Origin of the sequence: Pseudomonas sp. CCI1.1 (genome assembly GCF_034348165.1) — a bacterium.
GTDB lineage: Bacteria > Pseudomonadota > Gammaproteobacteria > Pseudomonadales > Pseudomonadaceae > Aquipseudomonas > Aquipseudomonas paracarnis.
Window position 1 is genome coordinate 1,026,540 of the sequence record NZ_CP133780.1, and the last position, 14,275, is coordinate 1,040,814.

Consider the following 14,275-nt stretch of genomic DNA (forward strand, 5'->3'; position numbering starts at 1 on the left):
GAGCGGATTTGTTCATGCGCGTAGCAAAGTCTCGCAACGGGCCTGTAAAAAACGATGCAGCACTTTCACGCGTTCTGACACTTGCAGGCGGTGAGGGCACATCAGGTTGAATGGCGTGGGTTCGCCTTGCCAGTCGAGTAGCAGGGGCACCAGCCGCCCAGCCTGGATATCACGGGCCACGTCCAGGTTGGCTTTATAGGCAATGCCATGCCCCGCCAACGCCCAGCGGCGGACAATCTCGCCATCGTCGCTGAGATAGTCACCGCTCACTTCAACCTCCTGGAGCAAGGTCCCCTGGCGGAAATACCAGGTGCTATTGGCCTGGCCCCGGCGCATGTAGCGCAGCGTGCTGTGGTGGGCCAAGTCTTCGGGCGTATGCGGGGTGCCGTGGCGCGCCAAGTAGTCGGGGCTGGCGCAGGCAATGCGATGGTGATCGGGTACCACCGGCAGGGCCACCAGGCTGGAGTCTCTCGGCACGCCAAAGCGCAAGGCGATGTCGACAGTGTCGCGAAACAAATCGGCATTGCTGTCGTTGAGCAACAGTTGCAGACGGATAGTGGGGTGCTCCAGCTTGAACTCATCCAACCAGCCCAACAGCACATTGCGACCGAAGTCCGAGGGAGCGGCCAATTGCAATAAACCACTGAGGCTTTGGCCTTGTTGCTTGATGGCATGTTCGCCTTCGGACAGGGCTTCCAGCGCTACCCGCACGCTGTCCAGATAACGCCGGCCTTCTTCGGTCAGGCGCATGCTGCGGGTGGAGCGGGCAAGCAGGCGGATGCCGAGACGGGTTTCAAGGCGCTTGAGGGCGATACTCGCGGCCGCTGGCGTGAGGCCCAGGCCACGGGCGGCGGCCGTCAGGCTACCGGTGTCGGCGCTGCGCACGAAGACTTCAAGGTCGAGAATCGAGCTCATTGATAAAAATCCTTTAAAGATCTTGTCGTTTTACCCGGATTTTTCATCGATTACCAAGCTGGGAAGATGAACGTTCACTTTCTGACCCAGGTAGTTTTCTCATGACCTCTTCTCTGAGCGGTAAAACCATCATCGTCATCGGTGGCAGCAGCGGTATCGGCGCGGCAGTTGCCCAGGCAGCCTTGGCGCGAGGCGCGCATGTGATCGTGGCCGGGCGCCGCTTGGCGCCAGGTTCCGATAGCGGGCTGCGCAACGAGCCGGTGGACGTCACCGACAGCGCCTCGTTAAAGCAGTTGTTCGAAACCGTGGGGCGCTTTGACCATCTGGTCTACACCTCGGGGCCTTCGGTGCGGGCCAAGCCTTTGATCGAAACAGACCTGGATGAAGCCCGGGACAACTTCGATGTAAAGCTCTGGGGCGCACTACGCGCCATTCAACACGCGCTGCCGTTTTTGCACGAGCAGGGCAGCATCACCCTGACCTCGGGCCAGTTGGGGCGCAAGTTGGCGGCAGGGCAGTTCATCAAGACGGGCATTAACGCTGCGACCGAGGCCTTGGGCAAGCAACTGGCCAAAGAACTGGCGCCGCGTCGAGTCAATGTGATCAGCCCAGGGGTGATAGACACACCGGCCTATGCAGGGCTTGGCCAAGAGCAACGTTTGGCAATGTTTGCCAAGGCGGGCCAAGGGTTGCCGGTTGGGCGGGTGGGGCAGGCTGAAGAAGTGGCGGCGGGGTATGTACTGGCCATGGAAAATGGCTTTATGACCGGTGCGGTGGTTGATATCGACGGTGGCGGCCTGTTGTAAATACATGGCCCAAGTGGGAGGGAGCAGATCCCTCCCACGTTGAAGGCGTCAGGCCTTGAGCGTGCGCGTCATCCGCAATGCCAGAACACTGCCGCTCACAATCACCGCCGCCAGCAGGTACAACGCCACATCCGTAGAGCCGGTAGCATCCTTCACAAAACCCACGATATACGGGCTGAGAAACCCCGCCATCTGCCCCATGGAGTTGATCAACGCCAAGCCACCCGCCGCCGCACCCGCGCTGAGCATCGCGGTGGGCACCGGCCAGAACATCGGCAGGCCGGTGAGGGCGCCCATGGTGGCGATGGTCAGGCCGAGAATGGCGATAGCGGGGGTGGTGGCGAAGTTAACGGCGATCACCAGGCCAATGGCGCCCATCAACATCGGTACCACCAAATGCCAGCGGCGCTCCTTGCGCAAATCGGCAGAGCGGCCCACCAGCAGCATGAACACTGCCGCCAACAGATACGGAATCGCGCTGAGCCAGCCAATCACCAGGTTGTCGCTGAAACCCATGTTCTTGATGATCGACGGCAGCCAGAAGTTGATCGCATACACGCCACTCTGGATGCAGAAGTAGATCAGGCCGAATGCCCAGATCGCCGGGTTCTTGAACACTTGGGCCAGGGAGTCGCTGGTGGTTTTCGGCTTGTTTGCCAGGTCTGTGGCCTGGTCAGCTTCCAGTACCGCACGCTCATGGGGCTTGAGCCACTTGGCGTTGGCGAAACTGTCACTGAGCAGGAAATAGGCGAGGGCGCCGAGGATCACGGTCGGGATGCCTTGCAGCAGGAACATCCACTGCCAGCCCGCCAAGCCACCTTGGCCTGCGGCAAAGTGATTGAGAATCCAGCCGGAAAACGGGCTGCCGAGCAAACCGGACACCGGGATCGCCGACATGAACAGTGCCATGATTCGCCCACGGCGGAAGGTCGGGAACCACTGCGAAAGGTACAACACCACACCGGGGAAGAAGCCGGCTTCAGCGGCACCGGTGAGCAGGCGCAGGGCGTAGAAATGCGTGGGTGTGGTCACAAACAGCAGGCATGTGGAGAGCGTACCCCACACGATCATCATCAATGCGATCCAGCGCCGCGGGCCAAACCGGGTCAGCGCCAGGTTACTCGGCACGCCGCACAGCACGTAGCCGATAAAGAAAATCCCGGCCCCCAGGCCGTACACGGTTTCACTGAATTTCAACGCATCGAGCATCTGCAGCTTGGCAAAGCCAACGTTTACCCGGTCGAGGTAATTGAACAGATAGCAGATAAAGATGAAGGGGATCAGGCGCAGGGTGATGCGCTTGTAGATGGCGTTCTTATCGTCATCGCTGGCCAGTGCGGCAGTGGCGCTCTGTGACATGGGATTCTCTCTTTATTATGATTTTTCGCGGTGCGAGGGTAACGTTGACCGCCCTGACAGTCTCGGTGACGTGACGGGCAGCTGTCTTTGTGCTGGCGCACAGTCAAGCTGCCTTTGCGCTGTGCCGGTGAACAACCTTTTTTAGGAAATTAGCCCCATGTTCGAGCTGGATCATGCCCTGGCGCAGGAGATTGTCGATCGCACCATGGCAATCCTGCCCTATAACGTCAATGTCATGGACAGCCAGGGCTTGATCCTGGGCAGCGGCGAGCCGGAGCGTATCAACACACGCCATGAAGGTGCGCAATTGGTGTTGGCCAATGGGCGTGTGGTGGAAATCGACGGGCAGACCGCCAAGCATCTCAAGGGTGTGCAACCCGGCATCAACCTCCCGCTGTTGCATGATCAGCGCCTGATTGGCGTGCTGGGTATCACCGGAGAACCAGATGGGTTACGCACCTACGCCGAACTGGTGCGTATGACCGCCGAAATGCTGGTCAGCCAACGCCACCAGCAAGCCGAGCAACAATGGCGGCGCCAGCGTTGCGATGATCTGCTGGCCCTGCTGTTGGCCGACAGCGGCGACTCCCCGCGCCTGGTGGACGAAGCCCAGCAATTGGGGCTCAAGCCACAACTGGCGCGCACGCCGTACCTGTTTGAACTGGGCCCGGGCCAAACGGCGGAGGCCCTGAGCGCCTGGCTCGCCAGCCGCTACCCGGACAGTTGGTGCGTCAGCTCTGCGCAGTTCTCCTTGCTGTGGTGTCGACCTGCTGCGGTGCAGGTCGATAACCCCCGCTTGCTGGAAAAGCTCGAGGGCCTGGGTTGGAACATCCAGCGCATTGCCATCGGCGGGCAAGCGGAGGGCTTGGCGGGGCTGCGCCGCTGTTACCGCCGGGTAGGAGATCTGCTGGCTTATGGCCGCGATATCCTGCCGCAATCCCGCCTGTTGACCCTCAACCGTTATCGCCTGCCGGTCATGCTTTGGCGTCATCGCAACGACGACGCCCTGGACGAATTGCTCAACCCGTTGCGCAAGGTGTTGGCCAAGGACAGCAACGGGCAACTGCTCGCCACGTTGCGCAGTTGGTGCGAGCACGACGGGCAAAGCCAGGCGTGTGCCGACGCCTTGGGCATTCACCGCAACAGCCTGCGCTACCGCATGGAACGCATAGCCGAACTCAGCGGCGTAGACCCGCTGACGCTAGATGGGATGCTTGCCTTGTACCTGGGCGTACAACTGCTGCCCCACCCCCTGTAGGCGCGAGCAAGCTCGCTCCTACAACGGGCATTGTAGAAATGAACAACAAACCCGCCCCACACTTGTGCATCGGCCCCGCGTCATCGCCCCTGCCAACTGGCAGCATGGGCGTTATAAAAACCGGAGAACGTCCATGAAAATCGTGATCGCCCCTGACTCGTTCAAAGACAGCCTGAGTGCCGCAGGCGTCGCCCAGGCGATTGCCGAGGGGTGGGCCGAGGTCTGGCCGGATGCGCACGTGCTTCAATGCCCGATGGCCGATGGCGGTGAAGGCACGGTGGATGCGGTGCTCGCCGCGTGTAAGGGGCAATTACGTCGGCAAACAGTCCGAGGCCCGCTGGGCGACAGCGTCGAAGCACGTTGGGGCTGGTTGGCCGACAGCCATACCGCGATGATCGAGATGGCCGAGGCCAGCGGCCTGCAACTCGTCGCGCCGGGGCAGCGCGACGCCTGTTCCAGTACCACCTATGGCACCGGCGAGTTGATCCGCGCCGCGCTGGATGCCGGGGCGCAGCGCATCATCCTGGCGATTGGCGGCAGTGCCACCAACGATGGCGGGGCGGGAGCGATGCAGGCCCTTGGCGTGCAGCTATTGGATAGCGAACGTCAGCCACTGCCGGCGGGTGGGTTGGCATTGGCACGCCTGGCCCATATCAGCCTTGAACAACTCGACCCGCGCCTGGCGCAGGTGCGTTTTGAAATCGCCGCCGACGTCAACAATCCCCTGTGCGGCCCCCACGGTGCCTCGTCGATTTTCGGCCCGCAAAAAGGCGCGAGTCCCGAGCAAGTGGCACACCTGGACGCGGCCCTTGGGCACTTCGCTGACCATTGCGCTCAGGTGCTGCCCAAGGATGTGCGCGACGAACCTGGCAGCGGCGCCGCCGGTGGCCTGGGCTTTGCTGCCAAGGCGTTTCTCGCTGCCCAGTTTCGTCCAGGGGTTGAGGTAGTCGCTGAACTGGTTGGCCTCGATGAAGCGGTGCGTGGCGCCGACCTGGTAATCACCGGTGAAGGTCGCTTCGACGCCCAGACGCTGCGGGGAAAAACTCCGTTTGGCGTGGCGCGCATTGCCCGGCGACACGGCGTGCCGGTGGTCGTGATCGCGGGCACCTTGGGCGACGGCTACGAGCAGATGTACGCCCACGGTGTGGATGCAGCGTTCGCCTTGCCGTCGGGGCCGATGTCTCTGGAGCAAGCCTGTCACGAGGCGCCGCGCCTGTTGCGTGAGCGGGCCTCGGACGTTGCACGGGTATGGCGCCTGGCAGCTACTCGCTGACCCCGCGCGCCAGCCGCTCCACCCACTGCTCTTGAAACCCCTGTAGCTGCGCACCGGGTTGCTGCAACTGCACAAATTCAAGCATCGGGTCTTGCACCGCCGTGCGCACTCCGCTCAGTTCCTCCAGGGTCGCCAAGCCGCAGAACGGCACATAGGCTTCGCTGTAGCCGCCTTCATGTACCAGCACCAGGCGGCCCTGGCACAGACGCTCGGCGGCCAGGCGCAGGGCGCGGGTCAGCAGCCGGAACGATTCACTGTGCAACAGCATGCGCGCCAACGGGTCGACGGCGTTGGCGTCATAACCACAGGCGACGATGATCAACTCCGGCTCGAAGCGCTCCAGCGCGGGCACTACGATGCGTTCCATGGCGTGTAGATAGGTGGCGTGGCCACTGCCTGGCGGCAAGGGGATATTGATGTTGGCCCCCACGCCCGCCCCGCGGCCTCGATCCTGCTCGCCGCTGTAACCGGGCGGGTAGCAGCCGTCCTGATGCAGGGAAATCGTCAACACATCGGCCCGTTCTTCGAAGATCGACTGCGTGCCGTTGCCGTGGTGCACATCCCAGTCGATCACGGCAACTTTGTTCAGTCCGCTGCGGGCCTTGGCGGCCTCGATGGCAATGGCAATGTTGGCGAGAAAGCAAAAGCCCATGGCGCTGTCTGCCAGGCAGTGATGCCCCGGTGGCCGCGACAGCGAATAGGCGTTGTGCGCCTGGCCGTTGAGTACCATGTCCACGGCGGCCAGGGTCAGTCCGGCGGACAGTTGCGCAATTTCGAAGCTGCCTGGCCCAATCGGTGCCTGGGGGCCAAGCTCACCGCCACCCGCATCGCTCAAGGCCTTGAAACGCTGCAGGTAAGCGCGGCTGTGGACCCGCAGCAGATCCTCTTCACTGGCGGGCGGCGCGCTATGCAGTTGTAGTTGGCGGCTCAGTCCGGAGACATCCAACAGGCTTTTCAGGCGGCGCTTGGTCTCCGGTGACTCGGCATGCCCGCTGCCGGCCGGCGGCTGCACCCAGCCGCCCACGGGCAGGGTCAGCGCATGGGCGCCGGCGCTGTGCCACAGGCTCATTTCGTCGAAAAAAAATGCGGTGGTTGGGTTCATACCGGTTCCAGTTCAGTGGGGGAATGGGGACGGCTGGCGGCGATCATCACCAGAGACAGCAAGGTGATAGCGGCTGCACCAAGCAGCAACAGGCTGAAACCGCCGCTGGCCTCGATCAGGCGGCCAGCGAGCGCCGGGCCGATGGCCAGGCCGCCGCCGATGACCAAGTTGGAGGCGTTCATCAGCTTGCCGCTGTGATCAAGGTCGGCCAGGCAGGCCAGGATCAGCGGCAGAATGAAGGTCCAGGTGAATTTGAACAGCAGCGCCGCCAAAGCAAATCGCAGCAATGCGGGCTGGCCGAACAACAGAAGCACCGCTGCCGCCATCAACAGGTAGCCCAGCAACAACAGCACTCCACGCGGCAAGCGGGTCCCGATCAGTGAAGCGCTCGCGGCCCCGGCAATGCCCATCACGGTGGCGATGGCGAGGATGTCGCCGCTGTGCTGCGCCGAAATCCCGGCACTGGCGCCCAAGGCACCGATAAAGGTCCAGACCCCTCCCAAGCTGATATAAAAGGCCAGGACCGCGCCAACCCCCAGGGCGGCTTTCCAGCGTGAACCGGGCAAGACCGGGGTGCGGCTGGCGGGCAACGCACGGCTACCGGCGGGAAAAGCCCGCGCCAATGGCAGCAGCAGAGCCATCAACCCTGCCAGGATCAGGTAGCAGGCATTCAAACCAAACCGTTCGAACAAACCAGGCAGCACCACCAGGCCGACGGCACCGACGATCAACTGCCCCATCACCCACAAACCATAGACTCGGCTGGGATTGGCGGTGGTGGCGGCACTGGCCAGGCAGAGGATCATCAACGAACCGCCGGCCAGGGCGCTGGCCCCGCGCAACACCAGCAGCACGGCGTAGGTGTCGGCGAGCATCGACAGCAGGTTGGCCGCAATGAACAACAGCGCGGCGACCCGGGCGGCAGTGCGCCAGTCAACCCGCTTGAGCCACCACCAGGCGGGCAAGGTCGCCAGGCTCATGGCGCCCAGTTCCACGGAAAACAAGTCGCCAATCCGCGCCGGGCTCAGTTGCCATTGGCTGGCCAACTGCGCGGCCACGGCGGGAGCAGTCATCAGGAGGGTCGGAGTGATGGCGGCAAACAGTACGATCGCCGCCAGCCGTGCCGTTATCGCAGGGTTGGAAATGGGCATTTTCAAGCTCCAGGGAAAGGGGTCAGAACACATGCACGAGGCGCAACAGCGCTTCGGTGCCGGCATAACCATTGGAAGCCGCAACGTGTTGCGAAAGGCTGACCATCAGTTGGTTCTGCCGGTCGAGCCAGTGCCCGAGTTCGAAGCCGACTTGGGTGTAGCGCTTGTGGGTATCGTCGAGGCGACGGTTGTTGAGGCGCAGGGCGCCACCGTCGGCCTGGATCAGGCGCAATGTGCCGTAAGTGGCGGCGCTGAAGTCATACGAGGCAAAAGCCTGCAGGCGATACAGCGGGGCTTGCTTGAGTTCGCTGCCGAAGTAATCGTTATTGCGGCCATAGAGCTGGGCTTCCAGGTTGGCTTCCAGCACCCATTTCTCACCGATACCGTGGGTGTAGTTGTAGACAAAAGTGGCGCCCCAGCGATTGGCACCGGGGGACACGTCCGGGTTTTGGCTGTGGTACTCACCTATCGGCACAGTGATCAGGCTCAACAAGCCGCTGTAAGTGCGCGTCACCGGGTCGTTGACGAAAAACAGCGTGCCGCCCACCTGTGGATCGCCCAGGCCGCGCTCGCGGCTGCGCTGGTTGGCGCCGGGAAGGCGTGCGCTGATGTCGGCAAAGGGCAGGATGAATTGCGGCGTGCACAACGTGCCGCAGGCGTCGGTGAAATACACCTGACGGTAGGCCACGGCGTTGACCCTGAGGTCGGCCTTGCCGGTGCTGTCGGCGGGGCCATGGAAATCGCTGGCGCGGGTGGCGGGCAGGTACAGCACACCCAGGCGGGTGCCCGGTGGGGCGGCGAAAAAATCGTGGGCGTTGAGGTCGGCAGCCTGGCTGTCGAGGCTGAACAGGCTGGCGCACAGCACTGTCAGGTTACGTAGGCGCGTTGAAGTCATGGCGAAGCGTCTCGTGTTAGAGGAGGCCGGAAAATGGGCAACAGCAGCCCGTGACCGTAAAAAACGACCGTGGCAAAACCGTGGGAGAAGCGGGCAGGGTCAGTCGGGCGGGGCGTGCACCAGGTGCGCTATGCGCGCCTTGTCCTTGACGCCGAGCTTGGCGTAGATGGCGCGAATATGGTGGCGCACGGTATTGGGCGAAAGGCCAAGGTCGCGGGCCACTTCCTTGTAGGTCTTGCCCTCGCCGAAGCCTTGGGCCACGTCGTTTTCCCGTGGGCTGAGCTGGGGCAGGGCACGGTTGAGGCGCGCGGCCAACAGCAATTGGTCGCCCACTGGGGACGCCTGGATGTGGATGCGCTTGCCGTCATACCCGCGCTCATCAAGCGGCACCGGCAGGGTGGGGCCACACCATTGCGGCCATTCGCTGAGCAGCAGGTCGACAAAACCGCGCTCGGCGCATTGCAACACACCCCGAGGGTCGCACACCGCCAGGGCCAGATTGCGCGGGCTGGCCAGGGTTTCACGCATGGCCACCAAGGTGCGTATCTGGTTTGCCGAGACCGCCGCCACCAGATGCAGCATCAGGTTATTGAGCAACTGGCAATCCTGCGCGTTGAACGTGGGCGCAGTGGGCTGGCGGTAGAGCGTCAGGTGGTGGCTGAGGTGGGTTTGCGGGTCGATATGGATGACACACAGCAATTCACCTAGGCCGTGGCGATGCGCTAGCCAGTTCAAGGCGCTGCCGCTGGCGGGGTCGCGCATATCGATAATTACTGCCTCGCCAGGCGAGGCATGCACCCGTGCAACGGTCACGTCCAGATGGCGGATTGACTGCCAGTCCGCCAGGTAGTCGGGCGGCAACTGGTAGAGGTAGCTGTTGTGCTCTTGCGGCAGACCGTTGATGACAGCCGAGCGCCCCCACCAGGCACTGTCGAAGGCCAGCAATTGGCTGACGCGTGCCACGGCATGGCACTGGAAGTGTTCGATGTCCTGGTGTTGGGCCAAGCGTTGCAGGTCCAGGGTCAGGGTGCTGAAGGCCTGCAACAGGCCCGAGTAATCAAGACGGCTCATGGGTATTCCTCTGTGGGACTTTTTTTGTTGTTCTCGTCACAGGGTGAAGGCCGAAGTGTCGGGTTGACGGGGCAGGGCCTGAGCTGAGTATCGGCGCTGCGCATAGGGATCGCCATCGTTCAGATGCAGGATGGTGCTGGTTGGCTGGTAAGAAAACGCCCGACTCGTCAGCCAGGCGCTTAGCCTCTAAACTGGTCCGCCACTTGTCTTTCAAAGGATGAAATGCAATGCACCCACCTGAACCGTCTATCGTGATCCAGCGTTTTACCGAGGCCCACCTGGAGGGCGTCGCCTCGCTATACAACGAACCGGCTGTTTGCCGTCAGGTGCTGCAAATGCCTTTTCAGTCGGTTGAGATGTGGCGCAAGCGCCTGGTGATGGATAACGAGCGGCGCCTGCAACTGGTGGCGTTGCATGGCAGTGAGGTGATTGGCCAATTAGGGCTTGAGCAGTACCTGCGCGTACGCCAGAGCCACGTTGGTTCGTTGGGTATGGGCGTGGCGCCCGCCTGGCAGGGCAAGGGTGTCGGTTCGCGGCTGTTGGCGGCCGCGCTGGAGGTGGCCGACAACTGGATGAACCTGCGCCGTGTGGAGCTGACGGTCTACGCCGACAACGAGCCTGCGCACAACCTGTACCGCAAGTTCGGCTTCGAAGTGGAAGGGCGGCTGCGCGATTACGCCCTGCGCGACGGTATGTTTGTCGACACCCTGAGCATGGCGCGCCTGCGCACGTCGGCTTGATCCTGTAAAACTGTGGGAGCGGGCTTGCCCGCGAAGGCGGAGTATCAGTCACTGAATCTTCAACTGAACCACCGCTATCGCAGGCAAGCCAGCTCCCACACGGGTCATGCATTGCCCACAGAGTCAGCGCCCGGTACAGATGCCCTGCAAGGCAAACCCCACCGCGGCCTGCGCGTGCAACGCGGTGGTGTCCAGCAGCGGCAGTGCGCTGTGTTCGGGCTGGATCAGCAGGCAGATTTCCGTGCAGCCAAGAATAATCGCCTGAGCGCCGCGTGCGGCGAGAGTCTGGATCGCCTGCTGATACACCTGGCGCGAGGCGTCGCTGATGACGCCCACGCACAACTCTTCATAGATGATTCGGTGCACCGCCTTGCGTTCATCCGCGTCTGGCACCAGCACGGTGAGCCCCTGGCCGGCGAGGCGCGATTTAAGGAAATCCTGCTCCATGGTGAACGCGGTACCCAACAAGCCTACCGTCAAGGTCCCGGCCTCCAGGGCCGCAGCCGCCGTGGCATCGGCAATATGCAGGAAGGGAATCGACACTGCCGCCTCAATGCGCGGTGCCACTAAATGCATGGTGTTGGTACACAGCACCACACAATCAGCCCCCCCGGCCTGCAAGCGTCGCGCGGCATCTTCCAGGATCAGCGCGGTATCGTCCCAACGCCCGGCATGCTGAGCCTGTTCCACCGGGCCGAAATCCACGCTGTACATCAACACTTGCGCCGACCGCAGCGGGCCGAGCTGGTCGCGCACACGCTGGTTGATAAGGCGGTAATACTCGGCGCTGGACTCCCAGCTCATGCCGCCGATAAGGCCGATGGTGCGCATGTGGTGCTCCGGACAAAAAGTGTGGCTTCACCTTACCCATTGAAGGCGGATGAGTCATACGCAGTTGCCAGCCAATTCACCGGAGCAGTTCAAATAACCTTGATCAACGATCACTTCTGATCAATACCCGGCGCTAAATTAAGGTGCGATGCCTCAACATTGGCTATACCTACCACTCGTTCTTACGATGATGCTCGCCAGGGAGTTCAATAATGAAATTAAGGCTAATGATCGGCACACTGTGCGTCGCTTCGCTCGGTATGGCCGGTTGCGCCAGCAAGGTGGTGCAACCGAATGAGTATTCAGGGTTTCTTTCCAACTACAGCCAGCTCAAGGAGGCCAAGTCACCCTCGGGGGCTGAGGTGATGCGCTGGGTTGATCCACAACTGGATTTGAACCGTTACACGGCGGTGTACATCGAGCCCACCCAGTTTTACCCCAAGCCCCAGGCCACTTCCCGCATTCCAGAGAGCACGTTGCGGGGAATCAACGACTATTACAACCAGGCGCTCAAGCGCGAGCTGGCTCAGTCATTGCCCGTGGCCAATGCCCCTGGCCCTGGAGTGATCGTGGTAAGGGCGGCGATTACCGCCGTGAGCAGCAAGACCGAGAGCCTCAAGCCTTATGAGTTTATCCCCGTCGCCCTAGTGGCTGCGGCAGTGAGCACCGGCACCGGCATTCGCGACCAGGAGACCACCCTGGGCACCGAGGCGCAGTTTCTCGACGGCGCCACTCATAAAGTGCTGGCCCAAGTGGTGCGCAAAGGCACCGGCAAGCCGCTGGCTAATGACTCCCAAGTGATGAAGACCGACGATGTGAAAAGCGTCATCGATGGTTGGGCGTCGGACCTGCACCAGTCCTACGTGAAGCTGAAAAAACACTGAGTCAAAAAAAGCACGGTGGGTCATCGCCCGCCGTGCTTTTTTTTTCGCCGAGCTTATTTAAGCGGCGTCAACGCTGGTAGCTTCCACTGGCCGCCAGCGACTTCAGGCTTGGGCAGGTAAATGCGCAACACCGCGTAGAACGGGCCGGGCGGGGCCGGCAACCAGTTGCTCTGCTCAGCCTTGGGAGGTTCGTGGTGCTGCAGCGCCAGGGTCAAGCCACCATCGGCATCGAGCTTGAGGGTCGGCAGCATCTGCGAATTGATCAGGTAGCGCTTCTTGTGATTCGGCACCAGCAATTTGGTCTTTGCGTCATACATCGTCAGTGACCAGAACGCATCGGCCGGCGGTAGCTGGTCCTTGGCAAAATGCACGGTGTAGCTGTGGCGTGCACCATTAGCCGGCTTGCCCTCGCTGTCGATGACGTAGCTCAAGTGCGCGGCTTCATCACTGGAGTTGCCGAACATCCCCAGCTCGGCACCGGCGTAGCGGTACAGGTAGTTGTTTTGCAGGTGGTCGCGGCTGCCGTACAGGTCTGCGTCGGTCACTTGGTGGGTATCCACCTTGGCCTTCTTGAACGCGGCGAATTCGGCGCGGCCATCGGCGATGCCGTCCTCCAGGGCCTTGCGCTGCTCGGTAGTCAACTGCTTGACCTTGAACGGCGCGCCTGGGGCGATACCGATCTTGGCAAAGCGTGCCAGCAGATCTTTTTCGCTGTCCTGGGGCGCGGCGAAGGCCAGCATGAAGTTCAGGTAGTGAAACAGCTGCGGGCCTTCGGTCATGGTTGCCATCGGCTTGGGCCATTGGATCTTCGGCACATTGGCAGGCGCGGGTTGCTTCACATAACTGCTCAGCGCCTGCACCTTGTAGCCACTCTGGACCTGCTTGACCTTGCCCAGGTCTTTGTCATCAAACAGCTGCGTGCGGTAAAGGGCGTAGGCGATGTTGCTTTCGCTGTAGACCACACGGTCGATGTCCACCGGCTGCTGACCTTTCCAGTCTGGCCCGGCGATCATGTAGTGGCCGCCGTTATTGCCAGTACTGCGGGTGCCCAGGTAGGCAAAATTCTGTGTATAGAGGTCGATCAACTGCACCGAGTAATAGCGCTTGTCTTCAATCTTGGGCAGGGTCAGCACCAGCGGCTCTTTACGCAGGTCCATCCACACGAACGAGTAGGGCGTGTCGACGTTGGGGGTGGTAACCGCGTTGTCCTTGGGGGTGAGCACCTGGGCGCCGTTGTCGATACGGTTAAACGGCGCCTTGAAGTGGGCACCGCCTTTATCAACGGCCTGGGTGTAGAGCGTCTTGTACATCTGCACCACCGGGAAGCCGTACAAGTAGGCTTCCTTGGCAATGGCCCTGGCTTCGCTGGGGCTTGCGGTGAAGTCAGCCCAGGCGCCGGAGCTCATGAGTATCCAGAGGCTCGCCAACAGCAGGCGCGTCGGTTTTCCAATCATGTTGTTGCGTCCTTCCTGAGTGCTATCTGAGAGCGTGGCGTGAAGGCGCTGAGTTTCCTGTTTTATTGGCCGGTCGTCACGTTAATCTCTGCAAAGGACGATGAGGAAGGGGCGTTAGAGCATGGATTTGACTTTGTCACGCAATTGATCAATGGAGAACGGCTTGCCAATCACCTGCATACCGGCGGGCACATCAATGTTTTCGGCATAGCCGCTGGCAAACAGGATAGGCAGGGTAGCGCGCAGTTCGCGGACTTTGGTTGCCAGTTGTTTGCCGTCCATGTCGGGCAGGCCGACGTCGGTCATCATCAGGTCGATGATCTGGTCGGTATTTTGCACCTGCGCCAGTGCTTCCCCAGCATCCGCGGCTTCGAGCACCGTGAACTCCAACTCTTCGAGGACATCGACGATCAGCATGCGCACGATGGCGTCGTCTTCGACTACAAGGATGGTGGAGGTGTGGGACATAGTGAACTTTCCTGAACAGTGAGAGCGCTGGGCTTAAAGGCAACTAGATTGTGAGTAATAACAATGCC

At 61.7% G+C, this 14,275-nt stretch carries 14 protein-coding genes; 5 read left to right on the forward strand and 9 right to left on the reverse strand.

The annotated features are described in order from the left end of the window. Positions 1–12: 12 nt before the first annotated feature. Complete coding sequence (locus tag RHM69_RS04460) at positions 13–915, reverse strand: LysR family transcriptional regulator (RefSeq protein WP_014718500.1); 903 nt, start codon at positions 913–915, stop codon at positions 13–15. 101 nt (positions 916–1,016) lie between these two features. On the opposite strand from RHM69_RS04460, the gene RHM69_RS04465 reads away from it, so the two are divergent. Continuing rightward, positions 1,017–1,721 (forward strand): SDR family oxidoreductase, encoded by a 705-nt coding sequence (locus RHM69_RS04465; RefSeq protein ID WP_014718499.1) that lies wholly within the window; start codon positions 1,017–1,019, stop codon positions 1,719–1,721. A gap of 48 nt (positions 1,722–1,769) precedes the next feature. Here the strand turns inward: RHM69_RS04465 and RHM69_RS04470 are convergent, their stop codons facing one another. Further along, positions 1,770–3,080: an MFS transporter gene (locus RHM69_RS04470; RefSeq protein ID WP_032903042.1), complete on the reverse strand. Its 1,311-nt coding sequence runs from the start codon at positions 3,078–3,080 to the stop codon at positions 1,770–1,772. A 157-nt stretch (positions 3,081–3,237) separates the two neighbouring features. Between RHM69_RS04470 and RHM69_RS04475 the strand changes: the two genes are divergently transcribed. Together RHM69_RS04475 and RHM69_RS04480 are read left to right on the forward strand one after the other, a co-directional pair. Further along, positions 3,238–4,338 (forward strand): sugar diacid recognition domain-containing protein, encoded by a 1,101-nt coding sequence (locus RHM69_RS04475; RefSeq protein ID WP_073844687.1) that lies wholly within the window; start codon positions 3,238–3,240, stop codon positions 4,336–4,338. Between the two features lie 133 nt (positions 4,339–4,471). Next, positions 4,472–5,611: a glycerate kinase gene (locus tag RHM69_RS04480; RefSeq protein ID WP_019817067.1), complete on the forward strand. Its 1,140-nt coding sequence runs from the start codon at positions 4,472–4,474 to the stop codon at positions 5,609–5,611. Here RHM69_RS04480 and RHM69_RS04485 read toward each other — a convergent pair. From RHM69_RS04485 to RHM69_RS04500, 4 genes are all read right to left on the reverse strand, one after another. Continuing rightward, positions 5,601–6,713: a class II histone deacetylase gene (locus RHM69_RS04485; RefSeq protein ID WP_200599164.1), complete on the reverse strand. Its 1,113-nt coding sequence runs from the start codon at positions 6,711–6,713 to the stop codon at positions 5,601–5,603. The two genes, RHM69_RS04480 and RHM69_RS04485, sit on opposite strands and share 11 nt — an antisense overlap. Beyond that, on the reverse strand, positions 6,710–7,864 hold the full coding sequence (locus tag RHM69_RS04490; protein ID WP_200599165.1) for an MFS transporter: 1,155 nt from the start codon (positions 7,862–7,864) through the stop codon (positions 6,710–6,712). The genes RHM69_RS04485 and RHM69_RS04490 overlap by 4 nt, the downstream gene beginning before the upstream one ends. A 22-nt stretch (positions 7,865–7,886) precedes the next feature. Continuing rightward, entirely contained in the window at positions 7,887–8,759 is an 873-nt protein-coding gene (locus RHM69_RS04495; RefSeq protein WP_200599166.1) for a transporter, read from the reverse strand. Between the two features lie 99 nt (positions 8,760–8,858). Next, positions 8,859–9,830, reverse strand: coding sequence for a helix-turn-helix transcriptional regulator (locus RHM69_RS04500; RefSeq protein WP_200599167.1), 972 nt, complete (start codon positions 9,828–9,830; stop codon positions 8,859–8,861). Positions 9,831–10,057: 227 nt separating this feature from the next. On the opposite strand from RHM69_RS04500, the gene RHM69_RS04505 reads away from it, so the two are divergent. After that, positions 10,058–10,570: a GNAT family N-acetyltransferase gene (locus RHM69_RS04505; RefSeq protein WP_014718491.1), complete on the forward strand. Its 513-nt coding sequence runs from the start codon at positions 10,058–10,060 to the stop codon at positions 10,568–10,570. A gap of 123 nt (positions 10,571–10,693) precedes the next feature. Here RHM69_RS04505 and RHM69_RS04510 read toward each other — a convergent pair whose 3' ends face one another. Continuing rightward, positions 10,694–11,401: an aspartate/glutamate racemase family protein gene (locus RHM69_RS04510; RefSeq protein ID WP_032903051.1), complete on the reverse strand. Its 708-nt coding sequence runs from the start codon at positions 11,399–11,401 to the stop codon at positions 10,694–10,696. A gap of 212 nt (positions 11,402–11,613) precedes the next feature. Between RHM69_RS04510 and RHM69_RS04515 the strand changes: the two genes are divergently transcribed. Further along, the gene (locus RHM69_RS04515) at positions 11,614–12,285 is read left to right on the forward strand and encodes a DUF3313 domain-containing protein (protein WP_038450173.1); all 672 of its coding nucleotides are present in this window, start codon (positions 11,614–11,616) and stop codon (positions 12,283–12,285) included. A 53-nt stretch (positions 12,286–12,338) separates the two neighbouring features. Here the strand turns inward: RHM69_RS04515 and RHM69_RS04520 are convergent, their stop codons facing one another. Together RHM69_RS04520 and RHM69_RS04525 are read right to left on the reverse strand one after the other, a co-directional pair. Beyond that, positions 12,339–13,739, reverse strand: coding sequence for a DUF1254 domain-containing protein (locus RHM69_RS04520; protein ID WP_200599168.1), 1,401 nt, complete (start codon positions 13,737–13,739; stop codon positions 12,339–12,341). A gap of 114 nt (positions 13,740–13,853) precedes the next feature. Then, a complete protein-coding gene (locus RHM69_RS04525) occupies positions 13,854–14,207 on the reverse strand; it encodes a response regulator (RefSeq protein ID WP_014718487.1) in 354 nt (117 codons plus the stop codon). Between the last annotated feature and the right edge of the window lie 68 nt (positions 14,208–14,275).

What these genes read in the sequence shown, in the direction of transcription:
- RHM69_RS04460 (WP_014718500.1), bottom strand. Translation starts at nt 915, where the DNA reads ATGAGCTCGATTCTCGACCTTGAAGTCTTCGTGCGCAGCGCCGACACC.
- RHM69_RS04465 (WP_014718499.1), top strand. Translation starts at nt 1,017, where the DNA reads ATGACCTCTTCTCTGAGCGGTAAAACCATCATCGTCATCGGTGGCAGC.
- RHM69_RS04470 (WP_032903042.1), bottom strand. Translation starts at nt 3,080, where the DNA reads ATGTCACAGAGCGCCACTGCCGCACTGGCCAGCGATGACGATAAGAAC.
- RHM69_RS04475 (WP_073844687.1), top strand. Translation starts at nt 3,238, where the DNA reads ATGTTCGAGCTGGATCATGCCCTGGCGCAGGAGATTGTCGATCGCACC.
- RHM69_RS04480 (WP_019817067.1), top strand. Translation starts at nt 4,472, where the DNA reads ATGAAAATCGTGATCGCCCCTGACTCGTTCAAAGACAGCCTGAGTGCC.
- RHM69_RS04485 (WP_200599164.1), bottom strand. Translation starts at nt 6,713, where the DNA reads ATGAACCCAACCACCGCATTTTTTTTCGACGAAATGAGCCTGTGGCAC.
- RHM69_RS04490 (WP_200599165.1), bottom strand. Translation starts at nt 7,864, where the DNA reads ATGCCCATTTCCAACCCTGCGATAACGGCACGGCTGGCGGCGATCGTA.
- RHM69_RS04495 (WP_200599166.1), bottom strand. Translation starts at nt 8,759, where the DNA reads ATGACTTCAACGCGCCTACGTAACCTGACAGTGCTGTGCGCCAGCCTG.
- RHM69_RS04500 (WP_200599167.1), bottom strand. Translation starts at nt 9,830, where the DNA reads ATGAGCCGTCTTGATTACTCGGGCCTGTTGCAGGCCTTCAGCACCCTG.
- RHM69_RS04505 (WP_014718491.1), top strand. Translation starts at nt 10,058, where the DNA reads ATGCACCCACCTGAACCGTCTATCGTGATCCAGCGTTTTACCGAGGCC.
- RHM69_RS04510 (WP_032903051.1), bottom strand. Translation starts at nt 11,401, where the DNA reads ATGCGCACCATCGGCCTTATCGGCGGCATGAGCTGGGAGTCCAGCGCC.
- RHM69_RS04515 (WP_038450173.1), top strand. Translation starts at nt 11,614, where the DNA reads ATGAAATTAAGGCTAATGATCGGCACACTGTGCGTCGCTTCGCTCGGT.
- RHM69_RS04520 (WP_200599168.1), bottom strand. Translation starts at nt 13,739, where the DNA reads ATGATTGGAAAACCGACGCGCCTGCTGTTGGCGAGCCTCTGGATACTC.
- RHM69_RS04525 (WP_014718487.1), bottom strand. Translation starts at nt 14,207, where the DNA reads ATGTCCCACACCTCCACCATCCTTGTAGTCGAAGACGACGCCATCGTG.